This window comes from Pedobacter antarcticus (assembly GCF_900112985.1).
GTDB lineage: Bacteria > Bacteroidota > Bacteroidia > Sphingobacteriales > Sphingobacteriaceae > Pedobacter > Pedobacter antarcticus.
The window spans coordinates 58535-84392 of sequence record NZ_FONS01000001.1 but is presented as its reverse complement, the minus strand read 5'-3'; the positions used below and the strand labels follow the sequence as shown (position 1 = coordinate 84392).

Sequence of the window (25858 nt, the reverse complement as noted above, 5' to 3'; positions counted from 1 at the left end):
TTAAAGGTAAGGATTGTTTTTCTTTGAAAATTGAAATCATTATTTTTGAACAGTAATTAGAGTATGATGGCGGAATCTGAGGAAAGAAATAAGTTTAAAAAACTAGCCGGGCAGTTGCATTGCCCAAGCGGAGATGATGGTATAAAAACTGCTGATCAGATGGCACAAAGCAACAGTAATATGATTAGCCAAACGATCCAATCTTTGAAAATAGGGCCGGATGACATCATATTGGAGATTGGGCCCGGTAACGGAAGCCATCTGCCTGAAATATTAAGTTTGAATGGTACTGTGAGATATAACGGGGTCGATATTTCATCTACGATGGTTAATGAGGCGATTAAACTTAATCAGTTACCTATTCAGCAAGGCAGAGCTGACTTTGGATTATCAGATGGCGATTTTCTGAATTTTAAGGATGCAATCTTTACCAAAGTGTTTAGCGTTAATACTCTATATTTCTGGCAACACCCTGTCGCATATGCCAGGGAAATACTCCGGGTACTGATATCTGGAGGACATTTATATCTTACATTTGCCAGTCGCGATTTCATGGAAAAACTACCTTTTACAGCTTATAATTTTAAGCTTTATCACGTGTCAGAGGTTTCTGATATCCTGAAAAGCGCTGGATTTGAACTCGGAAATCTCAGCTCTTTTACCGAAAAAATAAGAAGTAATGCCGGTATGGATGTAGAACGGGAATTCTACATCCTGGAAGCAAAAAAACCTGAATAATCAGCATTCAACTATTGTAAATTCGGTGGTAAGGGCTTCAAGTTTCTTTTTGCATAGCTTTTTAGTGAGCGCGGTGAAGTCAAGGCCTAATTTATAAAGGTTTATTGCATCCTCTTTTTTTACACTGAATGTTTCACTATAACGAGCCCTTGAATAACTTCTGGTCAATATATCGAAGAGTTTTTTTCGTTCCGCTCCACTTGCCAGATAGTGATCGTAAGGATCGTCTGAGAAGCACCGGCATAGTTTGAGCAGACGATGAAGGTGATGGATATCGGAGCGATATTGCATAAATAGGGTAATCATCGCGATACAGCATTGCTCAACCACCTGATGTAGCAAGAACGTGCAAATTGCATACTGCTCATTATTAAGGCAAGTTTCAGCACCTGAAAGGAAAGCGTTAGCTAATGCATATCTTTTCTCAAATTGAATTTCTGTGTTTTCTACATCCCGGGGAAGCTGATCAGGTATACTAATATCTGAAATAGGGGCTCCATCCATACTATATAATACTTTGCCTGTTTTCAATACAGTAGTAAAAAAACTATTATAGCTAAAGACCGCATCCTGAACTGCCTGCTTCCCATGGCATAGAGTTATTATATCTCCAAATTCGAAATGCAGATTACAGAATTCCTGGCAATCATGAAGCGAACGCCTGGTATTTTGGGTGATTATAAGCAGGCAGCAATCAAATCGTTGCACGAAGTCGGTTCTTTGAAAGCAACTTTCTGCCTGTTCCCACTTGGTTTTTTCGGCAAATAATATAATTTGATAAGGCTGATATTTTTCTGCAATTAATTGGATAAGATTCTTAAACTCTTTTGCTAGTGTATTGTTTGATATTATCATGGCTTCGTTCATGATAGCTAATGTAATAAGGTGCTATTGTTTAATAACAGTTTTAGTATATGATTATATGTTTCATTATAACTATTGTCTCAAAAATTTGAAATTGATTGTTTACGTTAAGTAAAATCTGGTTTCAATATCATTAAATATTATTTCTGTTTTTATTTTTGCTTAATCAACTATTTTATTTAAATGATTAAACATTTTTTTTCTGTAGTGACGTTTGGATTTTTCTATCTCCTTTCATTACTACCATTCTGGTTGCTGTACATAATGTCTGATATTATATTTGTGATAATCTATTATATCTTCAGGTACAGACGTAAGGTGGTAGATGAAAATCTATTTTACGCTTTTCCCGAAAAAACAGAAAAGGAGCGGGCATCAATCCGTATTAAATACTATCGTTACCTGACTGACCTTATAGTGGAGAGTTTAAAACTATTAACTATTTCTGAAGCTGAAGTAAAAAAAAGAGTATATGTTCCTAATGCGGAGTTGATTACAGATTATTTTGCTGGAGGTCAAAGTGTTTTGGGCATATTGGGACATTATGGCAACTGGGAGATGGGTGCCCTGCGATTCAGTCAGCTATTCGCTGAGCGGCGTGTTATTGTGTATAAGCCCTTAAGTAATAAATTCTTCGACAATATAGTTATTCGGATGCGGTCAAGGTTCGGAGCAACTTTAGTAGAGATGAAGAGTACTATGCGTAAACTCATTAGCTATAAAAATGAACGTACAATTACTGTCCTTGTTGGAGATCAGACCCCGTCTAAGCCGGAAATAAAATATTTTACTAACTTTTTAAATCAGCAGACAGCGGTATTTCTCGGAGTAGAGAAACTGGCAAAACTCACGAATAGTGTTGTCGTGTTTTGTGATGTCAGAAGAATTCGTAGGGGATATTACCAATGCACGTTTATACCAATGTTTAAAAACCCGAAAGAAACGAATACGTATGAGATTACTCACGCGCATGTAAAGTATCTGGAAGAGGTCATCAAAGAAAAACCCGAGTATTGGTTATGGTCACATAGAAGATGGAAATTTAAACCGGAGGATATGGTTTAATCATTATATGTAGTTTTTACCAAAACCTTATTTCCGATTGTATTTTATAAATTTGTTACATGGTCAATTCAGAAAATATTGGTGATTTTTATAAGAGAGTACCACAGGCTAATCCTTATGGATTGTCGCTGAACAATACCGGGTCGGGACATTTTAATGTTTTTTCGCGTGAAAACTGCTCTATAGTTACACCTTACAGAAGGCGTGATTTTTATAAAGTAACACTTCTTATCGGCCAGGGAAGATTATTTTTTGCCGACAGATGGGTTTTAATAGATAAACCTGCCTTACTGTTCTCTAATCCGCTCATCCCGTATTCGTGGGAGGGGGATGCACAGGGGCAGCTTGGTTGGTTCTGTTTATTTAGTGAGGCATTTCTCATGCCATCAGAACGCCTGGGAAGTTTGCATGAATCTGCTTTATTTAAAATTGGTGGTAACCCTGTTTTCTTTGTTAATGAGGAACAGCAAGATGAAATATCAGTTATCTTCAGGAAGATGATGCAGGAGATGGAGTCGGACTATGCACATAAGTATGATGTTTTACGTAACCTGCTTCAGTTGCTTATTCATGAGGCCATGAAGATAAACCCCATTGGTAATTACCAACGCCATCACAATGCGGCAGAGCGGATCACATCGCTCTTTATTGAACTTATGGAGCGTCAGTTTCCGATCGACAGTCCCGGCAGCTACCTTAAAATAAAAACACCCAAGGACTATGCTCTTCATCTGTCCGTCCATGTTAATCATCTGAATAGGGCGGTAAAGGAGTTTACAGGAAAAACAACGTCAGACCACATCGCTGCAAGGCTGATTACGGAAGCGTGGGCACTATTAAAACATAGTAACTGGAATATTTCAGAAATCGCTTACAGTCTGGGTTTTGAGTACCCACCATATTTCACGAATTTCTTCAAAAAGAAAACTGGTGTTTCACCAAATGAAGCCAGGAAATCATTCGTTTAAATACAGCATTTTAAGCCTCAATATGCTGTTTTCGGTACTGACTAGGAGTAATTCTGCTGACGTCTTTAAACTGCTTGCTAAAATGAGCCCAGCTATTATATCCGCTTTCGTAACAAATATCTAAAACTGGTTTATTAGTTTCCCTTAGTAATTTACAGGCATGACCAATTCTAATTTCTTTGATGAACTCAAAATAGCTCTTCTTAATATTTCTCTTAAAAAACCGGCAGAAAGTTGGTATGGACATGCTCGTTATTCCGGCAATCTCCTGTAAAGAGATAGGACTCAGGAAGTGTTTAAACGAGTAATCAATAATTTCTTCGATAACTGAATTTTCTTCGCCCCCGGTCATAGCGTCAAAAGCCTTAGTGATAATTTTGTATTCGGGGGATACACTTATTATTTGAAGGCAAGTAATTAAAAGTAACAGGCGGTCAATTCCTTCAGTATATTCTAGTTTCCTGATTAGTTCTTCAATTGAAATCAAAAGTTCGTTTTGCAGTTGGATACAGGTGTCTTTATTATCCAGATATTTGGATATGTTTTTTAATTCTGGCAGGTCCAAAAATACACGTCCCAGGAAATCCTTCTTAAAATGAATAACAATCGCGCTTCCAACCGTCTCCTGGTTAGATTTGCGGAACCAGTGTGGTAGATCTGGACTGAGGAAAAAGATATCGCCCTTTTTATAATCCCCAATATAATCACCAATTAAAGCTGTACCATTTCCAGCGGTTATCAATATAAGCTCACATTCGAGATGTTTGTGCCAGGCAGTCTCAAAGTCAGGAGTTTTGTAGGTGCGGCAGGCGAAAGAATTATATTCTTCAATGTGTATCTTCTGTATCAGTGTCCTCATATATTCAAATGCGTTTAAAAAGCTTAATTAATAAAGGGAAGTTTATCAACTATCTGCTCATAATATTAATGATTTTGCCTGAATAATGATCAGATAACATATTTTTTTTAAAATATACCAGTTGAGTTGAGGCTTTTTTAATCAGTAGATTTAAAAAACCAAATAAGCTTGTATGTATAAAATTAACAATCGTTGATCATGGGAAATCAAACATTTGATGCTATCGTTATAGGTTCCGGCATTAGCGGAGGCTGGGCAGCTAAGGAACTTTGTGAAAAAGGACTTAAAGTTCTGATGCTTGAAAGAGGCGGACCTTACGAACACGTCAAAGACTATAAATCTGCACAAAAGAACCCTTGGGAATTTGAACACCGTGGTGGTACTACCGCTGAGCAAAGAAAAAAATATCCGGTAATACACCGGGGTTGGGCGGCATCCGAGGGAGTAATGGACGGTTGGGCGAACGAAACAGACTGTCCTTACACAGAGACTAAACCTTTTACATGGTGGAGAAGCTATAGAATGGGTGGACGCTCAATTTTATGGGGAAGACAATCTTACCGCTTAAGTCCCATGGATTTTCAGGCTAATGAAAGAGAAGGTGTAGCCGTCCCCTGGCCAATTGGATATGAAGATGTTGCGCCGTGGTATGACTATGTAGAAAAATTTGCTGGAATAAGTGGTTCGGTAGAAGACATCGCGCATTTACCGGATGGACATTTTTTACCACCAATGGAATTAAACTGCGTAGAAAAAGATGTAGCCAAACGGCTTAAAGCACATTATAAAGATAACAGGCACCTTATTATAGGAAGAACGGCGAATCTTACTGCTGAAATTCCTGGAAGAACCAAATGTCAGTTTAGAAACCGTTGCTGGGAAGGATGTCCTTTCGGTGGTTATTTCAGTACTCAGTCTTCTACTTTACCCGCAGCAATGAATACCGGGAATCTTACAGTAAGACCCTATTCATTGGTAACGCAGATCCTATATGATAAAGATACGAAAAAGGCAAGGGGCGTGGAATTGCTCGATACCGAAAATAACCAGACTTATGAATTTAACAGCAAGATAGTTTTTCTTTGTGCTTCAGCTCTAAATTCAGCATGGGTCTTATTTAACTCTGCAACTGATATCTGGCCAGGAGGTTTAGGTAGCAGTAGTAATGAATTGGGACACAATATTATGGATCATCACTATAATATTGGCGCTCAAGGAACGGTTGAAGGGTTTGAAGATCAATATGTATTTGGAAAACGTGCAAATGGGTTCTATATCCCGAGGTTTGCAAATCTCTCCGGAGATAAACGAGATTACCTGAGAGGATTCGGTTACCAGGGAAGTGCGAGCCGGGAAGGGTGGAGCAGGGAAGTTGCCGAATTAAATATTGGCGGAAATTTTAAAGATGCACTGACAGAACCTGGTAAATGGACAATTGGTGCTACTGCATTCGGTGAGATCCTTCCGTATCACGAGAATAAGATCACTCTTGACCCTAATAAAAAAGATAAATGGGGTTTACCAGTACTAAATATGGATGCCGAATTAAAAGAGAATGAATTGAAAATGCGCAAAGATATGCGCAAAGAGATGGAGGCCATGTTCGATGTCGTAGGAATAAAGAATATAACGAGCTGGGATGGCGGACATGCTATGGGACATGGAATTCATGAAATGGGCACAGCGAGAATGGGCCGTGATCCTAAGACATCGGTTTTGAATAAATGGAATCAGGTCTGGGATTGTAAAAATGTATTTGTGACAGATGGCTCCTGTATGACTTCTTCTGCCTGTCAGAATCCATCTCTTACCTATATGGCATTAACAGCGAGAGCTGTCGATTACGCTGTTAATGAACTCAAAAAAAATAATCTCTAAGTATATGGATAGAAGAGAACTTTTGAAAATGATAGCAGTTGTGACAGGTGGTGCACTGATTGGGGGAAGCTCCCTATTAACAGGTTGCGAAAGACCGGGAACCTATACTAAACCCATCGGATTGTTTAAGCCTGAAGATCAGGAATTCCTGGATGAGGTTGCTGACACCATCTTACCTGCAACTCAAACTCCTGGTGCTAAATCTGCTAATGTGGGATCTTTTATGGCACTTATGGTGACCGACTGTTACGAAGATATTAACCGGAAGATTTTCTATGATGGAATTGGTCTGCTGGACACGGCTTCGGAAAAATTAAACGGCGTGGTGTTCATGAAAGCTACTCCTGAACAGCGGCATACTTTATTGGTTCAATTGGATCAGGAAGCCAGAGAACATCAGCAGAAAATGAAAGAACAAAAAGATCTGCCTGCACATTATTTTACGATGATGAAACAGCTGACCCTGGTCGGATACTTTAGCTCTGAAATTGGGTGTACAAAGGCGTTACGTTATACCCCTGTTCCTGGTCGATACGACGGATCTGTACCTTATAAAAAAGGTGATAAAGCCTGGGCGTAAACCAGACTCAAAATATATCCTTTGAAAGCTCAGATCCCGATGGGATCTGAGCTTTTTTATTGAGAGTAAATCAATTTAGATCTTCAAAATATTAGGATTTTCAAATATAAAACCGATCTTAAGCCAAGCTTTGCATGCAAATGCGCCAATATAAACGTATGGACCCTTTTAGATTCGCGAGATTTACCTTTTTGGTAATTTTTCTTGTTCTATTCTTTTCTCAAGTAGTATTTTCTCAAGAAAAGGACCCCCGGATAGCTATTATACCTGTACCGGCAGAGATGTCTGTAAAATCAGGTTCTTTTATTATCCAAAAGAGTACACACATCTTTTACGATTCTGCAGTAAGTGACCAGAGCCATACTTTCTTTAATCAATATTTAAATCTTATTGCCGGCTTCCGTCTTGGAACCACCACTTCAGCCGACACTCACGGTAATATTGAATTGCGAGTAGATTCTAAAATGGTTGTGCAGCCGGAGGGATATAATTTACAAGTGACTGATAAGCGTATAATAATTACAGGACACGATCCCGCCGGTACATTTTATGGCTTGCAGACTTTACAGCAATTGTTGCAAAAAGACAAGAATGCACAAATATCCGTTCCCCTGGTGACCATTAATGATTATCCAAGATTTACTTACCGGGGTATGCATCTGGACGTAAGCAGACATTTCTTTCCGGTATCTTCAATTAAGAAATGGATTGACGTACTGGCATTGTACAAAATAAACACTTTCCACTGGCATTTAACGGATGACCAGGGCTGGCGGATAGAAATAAAACAGTTCCCAAAACTTCAGGATATTTCCAGTAATCGTTCAGAGACGATTCTCGGGCATAAAAGATCAGATCCGCATATTTTTGATGGAAAACCGTACGGTGGATACTATACACAGAATGAGATCAGAGAAATTGTCAAATATGCTTCCGACCGCAACATCACAGTTATTCCTGAAATCGAAATGCCGGGCCATGCACAGGCCACACTCGCTGCGTATCCGGGGTTAGGGTGTACTGGCGGACCTTATCCAACAGCAACTTACTGGGGTGTATTCGAAGACGTTTACTGTGCCGGTAAAGAGGAAACATTCGATTTTCTTGAAAAGGTACTCGATGAGGTACTTTTACTTTTTCCATCAACATATATTCATATCGGAGGGGATGAATGTCCTAAAACAAGATGGCAGAAATGCCCGTCTTGTCAGAAACGAATTAATGATGAAAATTTAAAGGATGAGCATGAACTGCAGAGTTATTTTATCAGGCGAATAGAAAAATATCTTGCCGGCAAGGGACGTAAGATAATTGGATGGGATGAGATTTTAGAAGGAGGGCTTGCACCTTCGGCAACTGTGATGAGTTGGAGAGGACTCGAAGGAGGAATTGCTGCAGCGAAGATGAAGCACGACGTAGTGATGACCCCTGAAAAATTTGTTTATCTGGACTACTATCAGTCGCTTTATGAAAACGAACAAGTTGCAGCAGGACGGTATACCCCCCTTTCAAAGTTATACGGATACGAACCAATACCGGCCGAATTAGATGAAAACGAAGCTAAATATATAAAAGGAGTACAGGCTAATCTCTGGTCTGAATATATCAATAACGATCAGAAGGCAGAATATATGATGTTTCCGCGTATGCAGGCGTTGGCTGAAATAGCATGGTCCGGTAAATCTCAGCGGGATTATCCAGGTTTTCTGAAAAGATTAAGATCACAGGAACATATCCTGCAGACTCTTAATGTAAACTATTTCAGACATTTTGATGAAATCAAAGGCCAAACAGTTTTTAAGGCAAACAAGCCATTCTTGAGTTTGCAGACGGATTTGCCTGGTGCAGAAGTAAGATATACAACGAATGGAGATATACCAGGGCGGAATAGTTTTCTTTATACAAAACCGATTATTATCAACAGGAGCCAAACGATACGGGCAGCGGTATATGGGTCGGGAGCTGATTCTACGAGAGTATTTACGCAAAATTTCAATATCAATAAAGCTACTGGCAGGAGTGTACGACTCTCAAACCCCTCCGCGGGAAATTTCACACCCGAATATATGGGTGTTCTGGTTAATGGGATTACTGGAAGCCCATTGTATAACGATGGGGAATGGACTGGGTTCAGCGGAGATGATCTAATTGCTACCGTAGACCTTGGAAAGCGAGTAAGCGTGTCTGTAGTCGGAATCAGTTTATTAAAATACCATTGGCAAAAAATGTGGGAGCCTGATCTTCTGACTTTTGAAGTCTCATCGGATGGAAAAACCTTCACCGAAGTATTCAGACAGCAAGAATTTAAAAATGAAGGTGTCAATACAGTAAGAGCCAGGATAAAGCCTGTATCAATACAATACGTTAGGGTAAAAGCACGCAATAAAGGAACTATTCCTGAAGGATCTTATGGTGCAGGGGGAAAAGCAATGCTGCTTGCAGATGAAATTTATATCAACTAATTGAAAATATGACTATTATAATTGTTCTTTTAAGTATTTTATTACTGATCGTAATGGTTTCTGCCTTGCGAATCAACGCATTCATCTCTTTCCTGGTAGTGTCTATTCTGGCAGGCATTCTCCTTGGCATACCTCTGGGTAAAGTAACTGCTTCTGTCGAGAAAGGAATGGGAGATGTTTTGGGTTCTTTGGCCATCATCATAATTATCGGTGCAATGCTCGGTAAGCTGGTTGCTGAAAGTGGGGCAGCTCAGAAAATCGCATCGGTTATGATGGATATCTGTGGTGAAAAGTACATCCAATGGGGTGTAGTTACTACAGGTTTTCTAATTGGAATACCATTGTTTTATGGAATTGGATTTGTGCTGATGATTCCACTTATATTTTCGATTGTTTATAAGTATAAGCTTCCTGTAATTTACATCGGTTTACCGATGCTTGCTGCGTTATCTGTTACACATGGCTTTCTACCGCCACATCCGTCGCCATCGGCACTGGTCATTCAGTTTAAAGCGAATATGGGGTTGACGCTTTTATACGGACTGATAGTCGCGGTACCAGCTATTGTTATCGGGGGACCTGTTTTCTCCAGGGTATTAAAAAATATACCATCTAATCCGTTAGCGTCATTTGTACCCGTAGAAGTTCCTGAATCATCCCTGCCTGGTACTTTCAACAGCTTTTTTACTGCGCTCTTACCGGTACTCCTTTTATTGGGTGCAACTGTGTTTGCTTTGATTCCAAGCTCCGATCCGGCAGTGGCAGAATTCTTTGCATTTGCGGGTAGTCCAACTATTGTAATGCTTATCGCTTTGTTTTCTGCCACATTAACCCTTGGCGTATTTCAAGGTAAAAAAATACCATATATCATGGGGATTTATGGTGATGCGATAAAAGATGTTGCAATGATCCTGCTTATTATAGGTGGGTCTGGTGCACTTAAACAGGTATTGGTAGATAGCGGGGTAAGCGAACAGATTGCTGTTTTACTAAAGGATTTGCACATGCAGCCTTTGTTTTTAGGCTGGATGATCGCTGCCATTATACGCTTCTGCGTTGGTTCAGCAACTGTTGCAGGATTAACGACTGCCGGAATTATACTGCCCCTGATGAATACAACCCATACCGATCCAAACCTGATGGTTCTTGCTGTTGGCGCTGGTAGTTTAATGTTCTCTCATGTCAATGATTCTGGATTCTGGATGTTTAAGGAGTATTTCAACCTAAGTATGAAGGACACTTTTAAATCCTGGGCAGCGATGGAATCAATTGTTGGTGTAGTTGGCTTATTGGGTGTACTTTTACTAAATCAAATACTTTAGATATATTTTATGGAAAATTTTAATGCAGACGAACAATTTGAAAAATTAGGTTTGGTTTTACCTCCAGCCCCGACTCCACTGGGTGTTTATAAACCTTATCTGATAGATGGAAAATATCTTTATTTATCGGGACATGGGCCGGTAAATCCAGATAAAAGCCTGATTATTGGTCGAATCGGCGATGATATTAATCAACAGGACGGGAAATTGGCTGCCAGACAGGTTGGACTGACTATGCTTTCTACTATTAAAACGAATTTAGGTAGCTTAAATCGAGTAAAGCGGGTTATCAAGGTTTTGGGTATGGTTAATTGTACACCGGATTTCGAAAAGCATCCTTTTATTATTAATGGCTGCAGCGAACTTTTTGCACAGGTTTGGGGTGAAGAAAATGGTATCGGTACAAGAAGTGCCGTAGGATTTGGGTCTTTGCCCGATAATATCCCTGTTGAAATTGAAGCATTATTTGAACTGCACGACTAAATATCTATATGTTGGAAGAGAAACCCTGGTACACTATTACTAACATCGCACAGCTGGATTCTCCTGCATTAGTATTTTACGCGGATCGGATTACAGAAAATATAAAGCGGTTAAAACGAAATATCAAGGATATACCCAGATTAAGGCCGCATGTTAAGACGCACAAATCTGCAGCTGTGACCTTGTTAATGATCGATGCAGGTATTACTAAATTTAAATGTGCTACAATTGCTGAGGCCGAGATGCTGGGTATGTGTAAGGCACCTGACGTTCTATTGGCATATCAGCTTACCGGGCCGAAAATAGACAGGTTTATTAAATTAATCAGGTCTTATCCTGACACACAGTTTTCCTGTTTATTTGACAATGAAATTTCAATCGTGGAATATGCTGCTGCCGCAATAGCTGCCGGACTTGAACTGAACGTTTTTGCTGACCTGAATGTAGGAATGAACCGCACAGGGATTTTACCCGGAGAAGCATGCTTAGAAATATATAAAAAGGCCTTTGATACACCCGGTCTGATCGTTAAAGGGTTTCATGCATATGACGGGCATATTCACGACGCATCCTGTGAGGTAAGAAAGGAAAAGTGGCTGCCAATCTGGAGAACCTTGTGTCAAATGGAAAAACAAGTGCTTGATTCAGGGATGCCGCGGCCTGTAATTATAGCGGGCGGAACCCCGACTTTTCCTTTTTATGCCGGGGAAGATTTTGTAGAATGCAGCCCGGGAACTTTTATACTTTGGGATAAGGGCTATCAGGACGCTTTTGCAGAACAGTTATATTTAACTGCAGCAGTAGTAATTACGAGGGTTATTTCTCTGACACAAGACAACCTTGTGAGTCTGGATCTCGGTCATAAATCGATCGCTGCAGAAAATCAACTGGAGCGAAGGGTCTTCTTTTTAAATGCGCCAGATGCCGTATTTGTGAGCCAGAGTGAGGAGCATCTGGTTCTTGACCTGGGTGCTAAACATGGGTTTTCTATAGGTGATGTATTATATGGATTACCTATTCATATTTGCCCTACTGTCGCTTTATATAACTATGCCAGTATCATTTATAATCAGGAAATTAACGATGAGTGGGAGATAACTTCCAGAACTAGAAAAATCACTATTTAATCAGAAGTATGTTTACTATCGATGCACATTTAGATTTGAGTATGAATGCCCTGGAATGGAACCGCGATCTGCGTTTACCGGTAACATCCATTAACCAAAGGGAAGAAGGCTTATCAGATAAACCTGACAGGGCAAAGGCAGTAGTGTCTTTGCCAGAATTAAGGAAAGGAAAAATTGGACTTGTAATAGCGACACAAATCGCAAGATATGTGGCACCTGACAACCATCTTCCTGGCTTGCATTCTCCGGAGCAGGCCTGGGCACAGACCCAGGGCCAGCTTGCCTGGTACAACGCTATGGAAGACGCTGGAGAGATGGTGCAGATTAATAACCTTGAGCTTTTGAACGAGCATATCTCTCGATGGACGAACAATGAACTTTCAGATGCCAGTAAACCAATAGGCTATATACTTAGTCTGGAAGGTGCAGATTCTATAATTAATATTGACTATTTGCATAAAGCGCATGCTAAAGGCTTAAGGGCTGTTGGTCCGGCGCATTATGGCCCCGGGAGATATGCCCAGGGAACAGATGCCACAGGTTTAATGGGGCCGAAAGGGCATGAGTTGCTTCGTGAGATGGAGAAGCTCAATATCATTTTAGATGCGACGCATTTATGTGATGATAGCTTTTGGGAGGCGCTTGATCACTTCAATGGTCATATATGGGCGTCACACAATAATTGCCGTTCACTCGTTAATCATAACCGTCAGTATAGCGACGAACAGATTAAAGCATTAATCGAGAGAGGAGCCGTAATTGGGCTTGCTTTAGACGCTTGGATGATGGTTCCTGGATGGGTAAGAGGGCAATCAACACCCAGGGGGACTGGATGCAATCTCGAAGTAATGATTAATCACCTTGACCATATTTGCCAGATCGCGGGCAATACTTTACATGTCGGCGTTGGATCGGATCTCGACGGTGCTTTTGGCAAGGAGCAGTGTCCATATGATATCCAGAGCATAGCTGATTTGCAGAACATCCCCGCTATAATGGAAAAGCGCGGTTATACACAATCAGATATAAACAATTTAATGCATGGTAACTGGTTAAGATTCCTGAGAAAAGCCTGGAGCTAATTTTTATACTAAAACTTATTAATAAACGCCGGTATTCTTTTTTAAACAAGATGCCGGCGTTTGAATTTTATAAGGTTTATAAAACAAGTTTAGCTTGTTGTTTGATTATTATAAATATCTGCTTGATTATTATAAATGCCGCTATTCGTTGTATTGTACTTTTGAGTCATTGATTTACCCGGCCAATTAAGGATGGGAAATAATCCGCAGAATTCGAACAAATAATAATTATCAATTATGAAATACAGAAAATTAGGTAAGACAGGAGAAGAATTATCATCATTGGGTTTAGGTTGCATGGGAATGAGCTTCGCTTATGGTCCGGGAGACGACAAGGAAAGTATTGCGACACTGGAAACGGCAATAGATCTTGGAATCAATTTCTGGGATACAGCTGATATGTATGCTAATGGAGCGAATGAAGAGTTAATTTCGAAAGTATTGGTGCCGAACCGGAATAAGGTTTTTATTGCAACCAAATTCGGATTTCGTTATAAGGAAGATGTCGTACGACCAGGGAACAGTAATGGGACGTATTTCGATGGTTCACCTAAGTGGCTGAAACAAGCAGCTGAAGCTAGCTTAAGGCGCCTAAATATCGATGTAATTGATCTGTATTATGCGCATCGTATAGACCCGAATGTCCCGGTGGAGGAGATGGTCGGCGCGATGGCAGATCTGGTGACAGAAGGGAAAGTTCGCTATCTTGGATTAAGTGAAGCGTCTCCGGCCTCCATTCGTAAGGCACATGCAACACATCCGATCGCAGCTTTACAAAGTGAATATTCATTGTTCACCCGCGATGTCGAAGGAGAGATCTTAAGCACAGTGCGCGAACTGGGGATCTCATTAATTCCATATTCTCCATTAGCAAGAGGTTTAGTAACTAGTACTTTACAGGTTGAAAATCTCGATGATACAGATTTTAGAAGATCTTTGCCACGTTATCAAGGAGAATTTGCTGAAAACAATAATAAATTGGTGCAGGAATTTGCAGTCATTGCGCGGCATAAAGATTGTACACCTGCGCAACTTGCTTTAGCCTGGGTACTTGCTCAGGGTGAAGATATTATCCCGATTCCGGGAACAAAAAAACGAAAGTATCTAGAGGAAAATGCAGGCGCAGTTGATATTTCATTGAACGGTGATGACTTAGCCAACATCAACCAGCTAATTAAACGTTATCCAAATGTGGGGGCACGCTACAGCGAAGGAGCGATGAAATTAGTTAACAATTAATCACTTATTTGACAACCCACAGCTGATTCATATAGAGCAGCTGTGGTTATTCCGTTAGCTGAAATTGGTTAAGCAATAATTAGTATCAATTATAATTTGGGTAGTTTTGGTGGATGAAGAAAACCATTTGTAGTATTGTCCTTCTTTTGATGTTCCACATTGCCTCAGCGCAAAACAATACGGTAACCGCTAAGCCATTTATTCTTGGTAATATAGAGACTATTAAATCTGTTACTCTTTCAGAGAATAGAACGCTTAATATTTATTTGCCGGAAGGATATAATCCGAAAGACAGCACCAAATATCCGGTGGTCTATTTGCTTGATGGGTCGGCAGACGAAGATTTCATACAAGTCGTAGGTTTATATCATTACAACAATTTTCCGTGGATTAACAGGGTTCCTAAATCAATCATTGTAGGAATAGCTAATGTGGATAGAAAAAGAGATTTTACCTATCCTACTAATATCAAGTCCGACCAAAAGACATATACCACTTCCGGTCATTCTGATAAATTTATAGCTTTTATTGAAAAAGAACTTCAGCCCTATATTGAAAAAAGATATCATACAAATTCTTCAAGAACCATTATAGGACAATCTCTAGGAGGACTGGTAGCAACTGAGATCCTATTGAAAAAACCAAAACTTTTCAACTCCTATATAATCATTAGCCCGAGCTTGTGGTGGGATAACGGTTCCTTATTTGGCTTGAATGGCGATATATTGGATAAAAGTTTTACGGATGAGACCAAAATTTATATAGGGGTAGGGAAAGAAGGCCTGGCCCCATCTGAGGCTCCTCATGTAATGGAGGTCGACGCCAATCTCCTTGCAGAAAAAATAAAAGGAACCAAAAGTGAAAATCTAAAAGTGTATTTTGACTATTTACCTAGCGAGGATCACGCCACAGTAACACATCAGGCAGTTTTTAATGCTTTGAGATTGTTAAATCCAAAACCCACCAATATTAAGTAGCCCGCTCTTTCAGGATTATTTTGTCTTTATATATTGAGTATTTTTCTTCTGTTTATAACGTGAAAACAAAACCAAATAGGACTGGTTGTGTTTCCAGCTATATCATATTAAATAAAGACTAATGAAAAAGATCTTAATTGTGCTTACATCTCACGAACAGATGGAAAATACAGATAGTAAAACAGGCGTATGGCTCGGAGAATTTACAGATCCCTATTATGAATTTATAGATGCAGGATACCGGATTACGCTTGCGAGTCCACTCGGTGGCAGGCCACCAGTTGATCCGATGAGTGAATTGACTGAAAACATTACCGGTTCTAACCGGAGGTTTCAAGACGATGAAATCGCTAAAACTGCATTTGAGCGGACAAATGTGTTAAGTACGATTCATGCTGAAGACTATGATGCAGTATTTTATCCTGGCGGGCATGGCCCAATCTGGGATCTTGCTACAAATGAAGCCAGCGGGAAACTTATACTCGATTTCTATCATTTGGGAAAGCCCGTTGCAGCGGTGTGTCACGGTCCGGCTGCACTAATTAAAGCAGCGGAACTGCAGCCAGGATTTCTGACCGGAAGACATATCTCAGCTTTTACAAACACAGAAGAAACGATGGTTGGACGAAGTAATAATATTCCGTATAAACTGGAAGATCGTCTCAAAGAATTGGGTGCAGAATTGAATTCATCCGTAGTTCCTTTTATGAGCCATATAGAAGTTGATGGTTTACTGATAACCGGGCAGAATCCATTATCTGCGGGGCCAGCAGCCAAGGCTTTGATAACGCAGTTGGAAGCCCAGACGGAGGAAACCTCTTAATTAATTAGATATTCTGTCGGTTTTTTAGAAGGTTTAATGTTTTATCATCTTTGCTTCCGTCATAAAATTTATTCAATACTTGAATAAATACAGGGTTCGTCAATGGTATTTCTGCGAATAATGTCATGGAAGATTTGAGTTTTAGATCGTCTGGATGACCAAAAATAGTGTTTGGATCGTTTTTATTTAACTTTAATAGTTCATTACAAATTTCAACTAATCTGCTTCCCAGTAAAGGATGGCTTAAGTAGGTGTCCGCCTCGTTAAGATCGGCTAAAGCATAAAATTTTGAGGTCTCTGTATTTCCCAGTCCTTGTAATTGCGGGAATATATACCACATCCAATGACCCTGCTTTCTTCCTGCCTTAATCTCTTTTAGCGCTATCTGATAGTCTCTTTGCTGGGCATCAATAAATCTTTCTAAGTTTCCTTCTTTCATGATTATTTCAGTTTTTTTTCTAACAAATAAATCCTGGTCTTGTTTAGTTTTAAAAATAGACGTTGAATTTGTTTAATCGCATTTTTTATATTTTGCTTTTAGCCCGGCCGACGTTTAATGAAATTTAAATCTTAAACATATTTATGAAGAAGCGACTCCTTTCAGGGCTTAACCTGTTTATTACGACTGGTATTATTTGCTCATTTTTTCTGTTCCAATCTTGTAAGAAAAATCGCTCAGATATTGGTGAAATTGTCTTTAAGGAAACAAAAAACAAGGTTTTCAAAGATATACCAGATGAAAAAATGGCAACCTTTCTCAAAAAGGTATTGAATGCGAAGCAAGAACAATTGCGCAACCCCAAATTAATCACGTCATTTTATGAGCAAAATGGTTATGAACCTGTTCTTATTAAACGATACTTGCCGGATGGGCAACTAAAAGGGCTGACAAATTATCTTGCTAAAGCGGGAAACCACGGTTTAGCAGCCAGTATGTTTGATGCAAAATTATTTTCATCCCTAATAAACAGGGTTTATGATAAGAGTAAAGTTGCTGATATAGAAGATGCTTGCCAAACCCTCGCAGAGATGGAAATCGCGGCTGCAAATTCTTTAACCTCTTATAGTAATGCGATTGTATTTGGTGCAATAAGCCCAAAAAGAATTTATGCAAATTATTATACCCAGACCAGCCGTCCGCAGGACAACGATATGCTTAAACTTTTTGAACTGGATAATCTTAGTGAATATCTGGACAGCATTCAGCCTAAAGATAAATCGTATTTAGCCCTGCAAAAAGCCTTAAATGAAGGTGTTATCGCGCCTGGTATGAGCAAAGAAGAGACATCCAGACAACTGGCGGTAAATATGGAACGCATGCGATGGAAAGTTGAAAAAGGAGAGGGGAAAAGTGTCTGGGTGAATATTCCTGATTACCGTCTGGACGTTATGGAAAAAGGTACGTCATTATTGAATATGAAAGTCTGTGTCGGTGAGGGGAGAGATCTCAAAAAGACAGTGGATCTGAAGGAATATGATGAGCAGGATCTCAAGAAAGATCGTCCATTTTCCCGCGAGACGCCCCAATTATCCAGTATGATTTACAGCGTGCAGGTAAATCCAGTATGGAATATTCCGGAAAGCATTGCAACTAAAGAAATATCCAGGCATGCATCTGCAGACCGCTATTATCTATCTAATAATAACATAGACGTATACGAAAACGGTAAACTGATTAAAGATTCTGAGACCATTGACTGGTCCAATGGTTCCGCCGGAGGAAAGTATACCTTTAAGCAACGTCCGGGTGAGGAAAATTCGCTTGGTAAAATTAAATTTCTGTTCAAGAATCAAAGTTCTGTATATCTACATGATACACCCGCAAAAGCAGCTTTTGATAAATCGGACAGAGCTTTGAGTCATGGGTGTATCAGATTAGAAAAACCATTGGAACTTGCGCAGCAATTATTTGGAGAGGGAGAAAAATTTCAACTGATTAAGAAAGAAATGGCACTAACGGCTAATCAAAAAGCAAAAGATATTGCTTTGCCAGTTAAAATACCGGTTCATCTCACCTATTTTACCTGCTGGGCAGACGAGTTAGGGGGTTTACAATTCAGAAAGGACATCTATGGACTCGACGTTGTATTGTATTCGTATTTAATGAAACTTGGACAGGGATAGCATTTAATTCGAATTATAAAAATCGGGCAAACAATTTCCAGTTTTTGTTCTTATATGTGCCTGAGTCTCGCCTGAATAAACAGGCACTCTCATTAACTTATGAGCCAAAACTTAATGCAAAGAATTGCTATCCTTGGTGGAGGACCTGCTGGTTTGTTTATGTATAAAAGACTTTTAGAGTCCGGTAATACAAACGTTGAGATACAAATTTTTGAAAGAAAAAGCTATTTGGGCGCGGGCATGCCATACAGTATTGAGGGGGCGAATTCGGAGCACATCACAAATGTTTCAGATAATGAGATTCCTGTCCTGTTCAGTTCTATTGAAGATTGGGTGAAGACTGCACCGGAGGAGATTTTAAACTTATTTGGCATCGATCCACTTAACTTTAATGAATACAAAGTTTTGCCACGCCTTTTTTTTGGTAAATACTTGTCAGCTCAGTTCGAATTACTCCGTCAGCAAGCGGAGAAAATCGGAATCCGTACAATCGTAAATTTGAATAGTGAGGTTACCGATATTATAGACCATCCTTCTCGGGGGAAGGTTGATGTTTTTATTGCAGATACCGGTAAGCAATCCTTCGACACAATTATAATTTGCACGGGGCACAATTGGCCAAAGAAATACGAAGGAAAGGTTTCTGGTTATTATGATTCACCTTATCCACCTAAAAAACTTGCGCTTCAACTCAATCATCCTGTTGGAATTAAAGGCTCTTCACTTACGGCTATTGATGCAATCAGGACTATGGCCCGGTTCAACGGAGAATTTGAAACTGATAATAATGGAAGGGTGAGTTATGTATTAAACTCAGATAGCCCGGAATTTCGTCTGGTGATGCATTCGCGAAATGGATTATTGCCGGCGATCCGTTTTCATCTGGAAGATTCACATTTGGGAAAAGAAGTGCTAATCAGTCGTCAGGAAATGAGAAATAACATTCAGCATAATGGTGGATTTATCTCATTGGACTATATTTTCGAAAAAAACTTCAAGCAGCTCTTTAGGGAAAAAGCTCCGGCATTCTATGCGAAAGTTAAGGATATGGCGCTAGAAGAATTCGTAGATACAATGATGGGTATGCGCGAAGAGATCGAGCCGTTTACGTTATTCCGAAAAGAATATGTGGAGGCCGAACAATCTATTGAAAGAGAGGAATCTATTTATTGGAAGGAGATGCTGGCAATATTGAGTTATGCCATGAATTATCCCGCTAAATATCTTTCTGCCGAAGATATGCAGAGACTGCAGAATGTGCTCATGCCACTTATTTCAATTGTAATCGCATTTGTACCACAGAGTTCTTGTAAAGAGTTGTTTGCGCTGCATGACGCTGGTGTTTTAAGTATTGTAGCAGTTGGCAATGAAAGTGAGGTTAGTCCTGGAGAAACAGGCGGTGCAGTCTATTTATATAAGGATGAAAGTGGAAATGATATCAGTATACATTTTCAGACTTTTGTCGATTGTGTTGGCCAACCGCATCTGTCATTTCAGGATTTCCCATTTAAAGGGCTGGTCAATGCCGGTGCAGTTAGCCCTGCGATGTTACAATTTCAATCTGAAGATGCCGGGAGGGCAGAGCAGGACAAGGGGAATGAAATGGTAATAAAAGATAATAATGAAAAGTATCACCTGATAGTGCCTGGTGTAACAATTAATGATAATTTCCAGATTATTGACCGTTATGGTAAAACTAATGAGCGGATTTATATTATGGCTGTGCCCTATATTGGTGGATTTAACCCCGATTATTCAGGCATAGATTTTTGCGAAGCAGCGTCTGAAACTATTATGAAAAGCCTTTCAGGAAATGAAGCACCGGAACTGGTATAATTCAGGTCTATGTACCTGAATCCCTTTTCCGGCCATTTCTGCGTTGTTTGGTTACTTTTTCGGTAGCGCTGGTAAGCTTTTTAATATATATATGTTTGATATTTGGCTTACCACTATCTCTTTCATCTACTTCAAAACGGTTCGTGCTTTTAATCAGCGGAAGCAGTTTTGAAAATCCATAGTTCCTGGAATCAAAGTCAGGTTTTTTCTTAATCATAAGGTTGCCTAAATCACCAAGATATGCCCATCCGTCCTCGTCTGCCAAATCTGTTATACTGTCCGTGAATAATTTAATAATTGATGGGTCTACTTTATTCAGTGGCTGTATTGCAGTTGTCTTATTAATTGATGTTTCCGGAGACGAACTAACCTCTTCTGATGGAACCGGATTTCGGTTAAGAATTTCTATGTAAATAAACTTATCGCATGCTGTAATAAATGGGAGCAAAGTCTTTTTTTCTCCTATACCAATCACTTTCATTCCTGCTTCCCTAAGCCTTGTTGCCAGACGGGTAAAGTCGCTGTCGCTTGACACAATACAAAAACCATCAACTTTACCGGTATAAAGAATATCCATGGCGTCGATAATAAGTGCACTATCACTCGAGTTTTTTCCACTTGAATAACTATACTGCTGGATAGGCGTAATTGCATTTTCCAGCAGAACTTTTTTCCAACCTGAAACGGTTGGTTTTGTCCAATCGGCATAGATTCTTTTAAAAGTTGGTGTACCATATTTTGCAATCTCTTCGAACATTTCTTTTACGTTGGCGTAGGGTACATTATCGGCATCAATTAATACCGCAAGCTTTAAATCTCTGTCAATTTTCATAGTATATACTGGTAAGTCTTGATAAGATACATTTTTTGACTCAAATATGCTGGGGATTGGTCCTTAAATACGAAAAGCAGGGTAATAAAACCCTGCTTTTCGTTAAATACACATTTTGGGAATAAACCCTACATGTGTGAATTATAAGCTACATAAGCTCCTATTAACATGGATACTAAGAAAATCCAAAAAGCAAATGTGATTACGTTCTTTTTATTTTTTATTAAATCCATAATAATATATTTTAGTTTTTAATTTAATGCCCAGTCCAGAGCTTTATACAAGCCGTACCCGGCAAGACCCCCTGCAACAGCAGATCCTACATAGATTGCGCCAACTACAAGAAGAGGAGCAATTCCGCCTTCCGTTTCCGTCAGTTCTTCCTGACTTAAACTATTTAAAGAAAAGATTTTCTCATCAATTGCTTCTAATGAATTCATAGGTATTAGGTTTAAATGATAAAATAGGTTAATTTTTAAATTATTGTGCGGCTACTGCGGCGCCTATGCCCATTCCGGCTAGAAAAACTGCACCCGCACCACCAGCTACCTGTGCAGCTGTAAATGAAACACCCCAAATTACAAGAGGAATAAAACCTCCGTCAGTGTTCATTAAATTGTCTGAATCTAATTCCTCTACGTTTAATGTCGCTAATTGTAAATTTTCCATTTTTTTTAATTTAAAATTTAAGTTTCTACTCTGTTAAAGGTTTTCGAAATTCCCTTGTGTTGATCAACATATCTAAATTAGCTTTACTCAATGCACAAAAAAAGCATTGGGAAAATTATTTGAAAAAAAAGATTGACCAGCAGATATGGCTTTTAGATCGGCTTCTTCAATGGATTCAATCTGGATTTTGATCTGGAATGAATATTCATATTTATAGTAATAACTACAGCAGATTCTATCGAAACATATCGGCGCACCTTTAATTTTCATATACTCTACCATCCTTGCTAATCTGGATACCGAAATGTTTAATCTTTTAGCCAATTCACTTGGGGTTCCGGTTCTTCTTTGCTTTATTAACTTATCAATCAGATTAATTCTGTCGATATACTTAAATAGTTGCATAATGTTGTTTTTAAAGATTAGATTTTTCAATTAACTGTCTCACTTATATAATAATTTAAAAGCTTTTTATTGAAATAGCAGCTGTACTTCGAACTGATCAGATCACTCTGGGACTGCAGGTAGTTGTTCCTGGAATTATTTAAATCATATATCGTGCTGCGTCCCGCTTCGTAACTCTTCTCGGTGTACTCCAAGGCAATTTTACTACTGCTAACGACTTCCTTTGCCGCTAAATATTTCTGATAATTGGATAGCCAGTCAAAGTCGGCACTTTCGACTTCTATTCGGATATTCTCTTTCTCTAGCTTCTGTTGGTTCAGCATTTGGTTTTTCAGGAAGTCATTTTGTTTAATCTGAAGCTCAGTTTTTCGTCTGTTATAAATAGGTATATTTATAGTAAGTGCTATTTGCTGAGCGAAGTTGTCCTTTGTCTGCCTGAAAAAGTTGAAATGCTGCCCTGCACCGATAGCGCTGAAATTGGTTGTACCCAATGTTGCCCTTCCGGATACAGTAGGGTAGTACTGTGTTCTGAGAAGTTCAGTATCGTATTCTACTCCCTTGATCAGATCAGTATATTTTAACAGAGACGGCTGCACGCGATACGATTTCTCCAGTAAATGCTCGCGGTTATAAATCATTGCATTAATTTCAGTCTCGCTGACTTCGCTATTCTGTATTTCAAATGAAGTATAATCATTTAGTTGAAGTAACTGCGCTAACTGCATTAGTGATCTTTTTACATCTATTCGAGAAGATTCAAGTTTTTGTTTTTCACGTGCAAGATTTGCTTGTGCCTCATACTGGACAGTAAGCGCAGTACTTCCAGCCTTTGTTGTAATTACGGCTTTTTCAAATTGTCTGGATGAATAACTTACGGCAGCTTCGGTCATTTTCACAATCTCCTTGTTTAGTAATACGTTAAGGTACTCCTGTATAACTTCAATAATTAAATTTCTGTTTTCTATTTTTACATCAAATTCAGATAATCTAACATCTATTTTAGACCGCTCTATCTGTTTTTTAAGCTTTCCCTTGTTGAAAATCGTGATTTCGGAAGCAACACCCATGCTGTTATTCAGGTTATCATTTCTTTGTGTATTACCAAAAACATCTTGTGATTGCCCGAAATTCGAGTATGCATTTACATAGCCATTTATATCTGGTAATCTTGAGTTTTTAGCCTGTTTGACACCTATTTGTTTAATATCATTTTCGATCCTCTTATTTTTAATATTCAGATTATTTTCTTCAGCGTACCTAATACAGTCGAGTAAACTCCATGTTTTTTGGGCAAACATGATATTTTGGATCCCCAATAAAATGGTTATAATCAGATAAACTCTTAACATGCGATCTTAGTTTGAAAGTGATAAACTTTGTTTGCGCCACATCTCTTTATAAAATTCCCCGCTTTCTAACAGCTCCTTATGAGACCCTTGCTCCAGAATCTGACCATCTTTTAATACATATATAATATCTGCATGTGCAATTGTACTCAGTCTGTGGGCTATAATAATCATAGTCTTTCCCTGGTCTTTAAAGGCTTTGAGTGTTTTTTGAATTATTTGTTCTGACTCTGTGTCGAGAGAAGAAGTAGCCTCGTCCAATATCAAAATCTCCGGATTTTTATACAGTGCTCTTGCGATAGCAATACGCTGTTTCTGGCCACCTGATAATAATGCGCCGTTTTCTCCTAAATAGGTCTGAAAACCATTCGGTAGTTTTTCTATAAAAGACAGTATACCAATACTTTTGGAGATATCTAAAATCCGCTGGACATCGGGAAAGTCTTCTCCAACAGCAATGTTTTCGATAACATTGCCTGAAAATAAATCAATCTGCTGAGGTACTACCGATACCATATTCCTCAATGAGAAATTGGAGATATAATTGACGTCGTAATCACCTATTAATAATTTCCCTTCTTTAATTGCATACAAATTTTGAAGCAACGCAGCGATAGTCGTTTTACCAGAACCACTTTCCCCGACAATTGCAGATGTTTTACCTTTTTCAAATACACAGTTAAACTTCTTGAATATATCGGCCCTGGATCCATAGCTGAACGAAACATCTCTGAAATAAATATTACCTACATTTTCAGGCTTTAAATCGATTTTATCCTGTTCATTTTCTTCTCGGTCAAGATCCATAATTTCAAATAGACGATCGGAAGCGATCAATGCATTTTGAATTGTTTTGTTCATGCCGATCAATTGTGAAACCGGACCTGTAAAATAGCCTATCAATGCATAGAATGATAGAAGCTCCCCAGGGGTGATCACACGGTCAATTACATATTTTGCTCCAAACCACATTAATATTATAGTAGATAAACGGGACAGGAAATCTGCCGCATTTGCCGAGAACAGGCTATTCATTACAGATTTATAGATCGTTTTTAATAAAAGGCTGAATCTGGTATCGGTCTTATTATTGGAATATCCTTCTACACCGAAAGTTTTGATCGTTCTGATTGCATTCAGGGACTCTACCAAATGCGATTCGAGTTCAGCACCTTCTTCCATCAATCTACGTTCTACCTTTTTATTCAGTTTATTGGAAATCCAGTATACTAGGAAGTAGAAGGGAATAACGATTGCAATGATCAGTGCAAGTTTCCAATAGTAGGTGAACATGAGAACGAAAGAGAAAATAATGATAAAAATATTAACAAGCATCTGAATAGATACATCATTAATAAATGCCCTTATTTTTACTGCATCATTGACACGTGAGATTATTTCACCAACCTTCATTGTATCAAAAAATCTCTGTGGCAACGTTAAAAGATGTTTATAATATCCCAGGATGAGGTATCTGTCTATTCGCTGACCAGTTTGAAGAATCAAAATACTTTTAAAAGAGCCTATAAAAATCTGGAATAGCAAGATGATCACCATGCCTCCCGATAGCAGGTTTAACAGACGTATATTACCATCAATCAGTACATAATCAGTAATTTTCTCAATATAAATGGAAGTAGACAAACCCAGGATTGTATACACAATGGCGCCGAAAATAGCCTGGAAAACAATAGATTTATGTGGTTGTATAAGATTCCAGAATCTACTGAAATTATTAGTTTTCTCATTTCTCTGCTCAAAGTATTCATTAGGTTCCAGCAGGATCAATACCCCAGTCCAGACTTTAGCAAACTCCTCAACTGTATACTTTACCAGCTTGCCGTAAGCAGGGTCCATTACTGTTACAATACCTTTATCTACTTTATAGATTACCACATAATGATGTAATTGCTGTTGTACCACTATGTGAGCGATAGCAGGCAGAGGTATTTTATCTAAAGCATCTACACCACCTTTAACACCTTTAGCATTAAACCCCATGTTGTTCAAACCCTGGATCATGCCCAGTACGTTTGTTCCTCTGGTATCAGTATGACAGAGCTGTCTTATTTTAGCAATAGGCAATTTCAGACCATAATTCGCACCAACAGAAGACAAACAGGCGGCTCCGCAATCTTTTATATCATGTTGTTTGATCAGACAACCTTTCTGCATGTTC

Annotated in this window: 24 protein-coding genes; 15 read left to right on the top strand and 9 right to left on the bottom strand. The window is 39.0% G+C overall.

Annotation, left to right across the window (positions count from 1 at the left end; translation table 11 throughout):
• Positions 1-63 precede the first annotated feature (63 nt).
• The gene (locus tag BM192_RS00400) at positions 64-738 is read left to right on the top strand and encodes a class I SAM-dependent methyltransferase (protein ID WP_081857496.1); all 675 of its coding nucleotides are present in this window, start codon (positions 64-66) and stop codon (positions 736-738) included.
• On the opposite strand, the gene BM192_RS00395 is transcribed toward BM192_RS00400, so the two are convergent.
• On the bottom strand, positions 739-1605 hold the full coding sequence (locus BM192_RS00395; protein WP_037440092.1) for a HEPN domain-containing protein: 867 nt from the start codon (positions 1603-1605) through the stop codon (positions 739-741).
• Between the two features lie 180 nt (positions 1606-1785).
• Here BM192_RS00395 and BM192_RS00390 point away from each other — a divergent pair, with 180 nt between their 5' ends.
• Both BM192_RS00390 and BM192_RS00385 read left to right on the top strand, forming a co-directional pair.
• Entirely contained in the window at positions 1786-2667 is an 882-nt protein-coding gene (locus BM192_RS00390) for a lysophospholipid acyltransferase family protein (RefSeq protein WP_051759812.1), read from the top strand.
• 59 nt (positions 2668-2726) lie between these two features.
• Positions 2727-3635, top strand: coding sequence for a helix-turn-helix domain-containing protein (locus tag BM192_RS00385; protein ID WP_037440090.1), 909 nt, complete (start codon positions 2727-2729; stop codon positions 3633-3635).
• A 10-nt stretch (positions 3636-3645) separates the two neighbouring features.
• Here BM192_RS00385 and BM192_RS00380 read toward each other — a convergent pair whose 3' ends face one another.
• Positions 3646-4494, bottom strand: a complete 849-nt coding sequence (locus BM192_RS00380) for an AraC family transcriptional regulator (RefSeq protein ID WP_037440088.1) — start codon at positions 4492-4494, stop codon at positions 3646-3648.
• A gap of 198 nt (positions 4495-4692) precedes the next feature.
• Here BM192_RS00380 and BM192_RS00375 point away from each other — a divergent pair, with 198 nt between their 5' ends.
• From BM192_RS00375 to BM192_RS00330, 10 genes are all read left to right on the top strand, one after another.
• Positions 4693-6372 carry a GMC oxidoreductase gene (locus BM192_RS00375; RefSeq protein ID WP_037440086.1) on the top strand — a complete coding sequence of 560 codons (1680 nt, stop codon included), beginning with the start codon at positions 4693-4695 and terminating at the stop codon, positions 6370-6372.
• Between the two features lie 4 nt (positions 6373-6376).
• Positions 6377-6952 (top strand): gluconate 2-dehydrogenase subunit 3 family protein, encoded by a 576-nt coding sequence (locus BM192_RS00370; protein ID WP_037440147.1) that lies wholly within the window; start codon positions 6377-6379, stop codon positions 6950-6952.
• A gap of 134 nt (positions 6953-7086) precedes the next feature.
• Complete coding sequence (locus BM192_RS00365; RefSeq protein ID WP_316930981.1) at positions 7087-9414, top strand: beta-N-acetylhexosaminidase; 2328 nt, start codon at positions 7087-7089, stop codon at positions 9412-9414.
• 8 nt (positions 9415-9422) lie between these two features.
• A complete protein-coding gene (locus BM192_RS00360; RefSeq protein WP_037440081.1) occupies positions 9423-10736 on the top strand; it encodes a gluconate:H+ symporter in 1314 nt (437 codons plus the stop codon).
• Between the two features lie 9 nt (positions 10737-10745).
• A complete protein-coding gene (locus BM192_RS00355; RefSeq protein WP_037440079.1) occupies positions 10746-11219 on the top strand; it encodes a RidA family protein in 474 nt (157 codons plus the stop codon).
• Between the two features lie 8 nt (positions 11220-11227).
• Entirely contained in the window at positions 11228-12346 is a 1119-nt protein-coding gene (locus tag BM192_RS00350; RefSeq protein ID WP_170844833.1) for a D-TA family PLP-dependent enzyme, read from the top strand.
• Positions 12347-12354: 8 nt separating this feature from the next.
• Complete coding sequence (locus BM192_RS00345) at positions 12355-13428, top strand: dipeptidase (RefSeq protein ID WP_037440077.1); 1074 nt, start codon at positions 12355-12357, stop codon at positions 13426-13428.
• A 237-nt stretch (positions 13429-13665) separates the two neighbouring features.
• Positions 13666-14667, top strand: coding sequence for an aldo/keto reductase (locus BM192_RS00340; protein ID WP_037440075.1), 1002 nt, complete (start codon positions 13666-13668; stop codon positions 14665-14667).
• Positions 14668-14780: 113 nt separating this feature from the next.
• Entirely contained in the window at positions 14781-15644 is an 864-nt protein-coding gene (locus BM192_RS00335) for an alpha/beta hydrolase (RefSeq protein WP_037440073.1), read from the top strand.
• Positions 15645-15765: 121 nt separating this feature from the next.
• Positions 15766-16467, top strand: a complete 702-nt coding sequence (locus BM192_RS00330; protein ID WP_037440071.1) for a type 1 glutamine amidotransferase domain-containing protein — start codon at positions 15766-15768, stop codon at positions 16465-16467.
• A gap of 4 nt (positions 16468-16471) precedes the next feature.
• Here the strand turns inward: BM192_RS00330 and BM192_RS00325 are convergent, their stop codons facing one another.
• On the bottom strand, positions 16472-16906 hold the full coding sequence (locus tag BM192_RS00325; protein WP_037440070.1) for a DUF1810 domain-containing protein: 435 nt from the start codon (positions 16904-16906) through the stop codon (positions 16472-16474).
• Positions 16907-17049: 143 nt separating this feature from the next.
• Between BM192_RS00325 and BM192_RS00320 the strand changes: the two genes are divergently transcribed.
• Both BM192_RS00320 and BM192_RS00315 read left to right on the top strand, forming a co-directional pair.
• Entirely contained in the window at positions 17050-18591 is a 1542-nt protein-coding gene (locus tag BM192_RS00320; protein ID WP_081857495.1) for a L,D-transpeptidase family protein, read from the top strand.
• A 99-nt stretch (positions 18592-18690) separates the two neighbouring features.
• Positions 18691-20427 carry an FAD/NAD(P)-binding protein gene (locus BM192_RS00315; RefSeq protein WP_037440065.1) on the top strand — a complete coding sequence of 579 codons (1737 nt, stop codon included), beginning with the start codon at positions 18691-18693 and terminating at the stop codon, positions 20425-20427.
• 7 nt (positions 20428-20434) lie between these two features.
• Here the strand turns inward: BM192_RS00315 and BM192_RS00310 are convergent, their stop codons facing one another.
• The 6 genes from BM192_RS00310 to BM192_RS00285 all read right to left on the bottom strand — a co-directional run bounded on the left by BM192_RS00310 (position 20435) and on the right by BM192_RS00285 (position 25854).
• A complete protein-coding gene (locus BM192_RS00310) occupies positions 20435-21259 on the bottom strand; it encodes an NYN domain-containing protein (RefSeq protein ID WP_081857494.1) in 825 nt (274 codons plus the stop codon).
• Between the two features lie 251 nt (positions 21260-21510).
• Complete coding sequence (locus BM192_RS00305) at positions 21511-21699, bottom strand: class IIb bacteriocin, lactobin A/cerein 7B family (protein ID WP_037440062.1); 189 nt, start codon at positions 21697-21699, stop codon at positions 21511-21513.
• A 40-nt stretch (positions 21700-21739) separates the two neighbouring features.
• Positions 21740-21928: a hypothetical protein gene (locus tag BM192_RS00300; protein ID WP_037440060.1), complete on the bottom strand. Its 189-nt coding sequence runs from the start codon at positions 21926-21928 to the stop codon at positions 21740-21742.
• 87 nt (positions 21929-22015) lie between these two features.
• Positions 22016-22333 carry a hypothetical protein gene (locus BM192_RS00295; RefSeq protein ID WP_074963857.1) on the bottom strand — a complete coding sequence of 106 codons (318 nt, stop codon included), beginning with the start codon at positions 22331-22333 and terminating at the stop codon, positions 22016-22018.
• Positions 22334-22359: 26 nt separating this feature from the next.
• On the bottom strand, positions 22360-23682 hold the full coding sequence (locus tag BM192_RS00290; protein WP_037440058.1) for a TolC family protein: 1323 nt from the start codon (positions 23680-23682) through the stop codon (positions 22360-22362).
• A gap of 6 nt (positions 23683-23688) precedes the next feature.
• Positions 23689-25854: a peptidase domain-containing ABC transporter gene (locus tag BM192_RS00285; protein WP_037440056.1), complete on the bottom strand. Its 2166-nt coding sequence runs from the start codon at positions 25852-25854 to the stop codon at positions 23689-23691.
• Between the last annotated feature and the right edge of the window lie 4 nt (positions 25855-25858).

Coding starts and splice junctions, on each gene's coding strand:
- BM192_RS00305 (WP_037440062.1), bottom strand. CDS start 21,699: ATGAATTCATTAGAAGCAATTGATGAGAAAATCTTTTCTTTAAATAGT.
- BM192_RS00290 (WP_037440058.1), bottom strand. CDS start 23,682: ATGTTAAGAGTTTATCTGATTATAACCATTTTATTGGGGATCCAAAAT.
- BM192_RS00385 (WP_037440090.1), top strand. CDS start 2,727: ATGGTCAATTCAGAAAATATTGGTGATTTTTATAAGAGAGTACCACAG.
- BM192_RS00335 (WP_037440073.1), top strand. CDS start 14,781: ATGAAGAAAACCATTTGTAGTATTGTCCTTCTTTTGATGTTCCACATT.
- BM192_RS00400 (WP_081857496.1), top strand. CDS start 64: ATGATGGCGGAATCTGAGGAAAGAAATAAGTTTAAAAAACTAGCCGGG.
- BM192_RS00345 (WP_037440077.1), top strand. CDS start 12,355: ATGTTTACTATCGATGCACATTTAGATTTGAGTATGAATGCCCTGGAA.
- BM192_RS00365 (WP_316930981.1), top strand. CDS start 7,087: ATGCAAATGCGCCAATATAAACGTATGGACCCTTTTAGATTCGCGAGA.
- BM192_RS00340 (WP_037440075.1), top strand. CDS start 13,666: ATGAAATACAGAAAATTAGGTAAGACAGGAGAAGAATTATCATCATTG.
- BM192_RS00395 (WP_037440092.1), bottom strand. CDS start 1,605: ATGAACGAAGCCATGATAATATCAAACAATACACTAGCAAAAGAGTTT.
- BM192_RS00315 (WP_037440065.1), top strand. CDS start 18,691: ATGAGCCAAAACTTAATGCAAAGAATTGCTATCCTTGGTGGAGGACCT.
- BM192_RS00355 (WP_037440079.1), top strand. CDS start 10,746: ATGGAAAATTTTAATGCAGACGAACAATTTGAAAAATTAGGTTTGGTT.
- BM192_RS00320 (WP_081857495.1), top strand. CDS start 17,050: ATGAAGAAGCGACTCCTTTCAGGGCTTAACCTGTTTATTACGACTGGT.
- BM192_RS00370 (WP_037440147.1), top strand. CDS start 6,377: ATGGATAGAAGAGAACTTTTGAAAATGATAGCAGTTGTGACAGGTGGT.
- BM192_RS00375 (WP_037440086.1), top strand. CDS start 4,693: ATGGGAAATCAAACATTTGATGCTATCGTTATAGGTTCCGGCATTAGC.
- BM192_RS00360 (WP_037440081.1), top strand. CDS start 9,423: ATGACTATTATAATTGTTCTTTTAAGTATTTTATTACTGATCGTAATG.
- BM192_RS00325 (WP_037440070.1), bottom strand. CDS start 16,906: ATGAAAGAAGGAAACTTAGAAAGATTTATTGATGCCCAGCAAAGAGAC.
- BM192_RS00330 (WP_037440071.1), top strand. CDS start 15,766: ATGAAAAAGATCTTAATTGTGCTTACATCTCACGAACAGATGGAAAAT.
- BM192_RS00310 (WP_081857494.1), bottom strand. CDS start 21,259: ATGAAAATTGACAGAGATTTAAAGCTTGCGGTATTAATTGATGCCGAT.
- BM192_RS00380 (WP_037440088.1), bottom strand. CDS start 4,494: ATGAGGACACTGATACAGAAGATACACATTGAAGAATATAATTCTTTC.
- BM192_RS00285 (WP_037440056.1), bottom strand. CDS start 25,854: ATGCAGAAAGGTTGTCTGATCAAACAACATGATATAAAAGATTGCGGA.
- BM192_RS00350 (WP_170844833.1), top strand. CDS start 11,228: ATGTTGGAAGAGAAACCCTGGTACACTATTACTAACATCGCACAGCTG.
- BM192_RS00295 (WP_074963857.1), bottom strand. CDS start 22,333: ATGCAACTATTTAAGTATATCGACAGAATTAATCTGATTGATAAGTTA.
- BM192_RS00390 (WP_051759812.1), top strand. CDS start 1,786: ATGATTAAACATTTTTTTTCTGTAGTGACGTTTGGATTTTTCTATCTC.
- BM192_RS00300 (WP_037440060.1), bottom strand. CDS start 21,928: ATGGAAAATTTACAATTAGCGACATTAAACGTAGAGGAATTAGATTCA.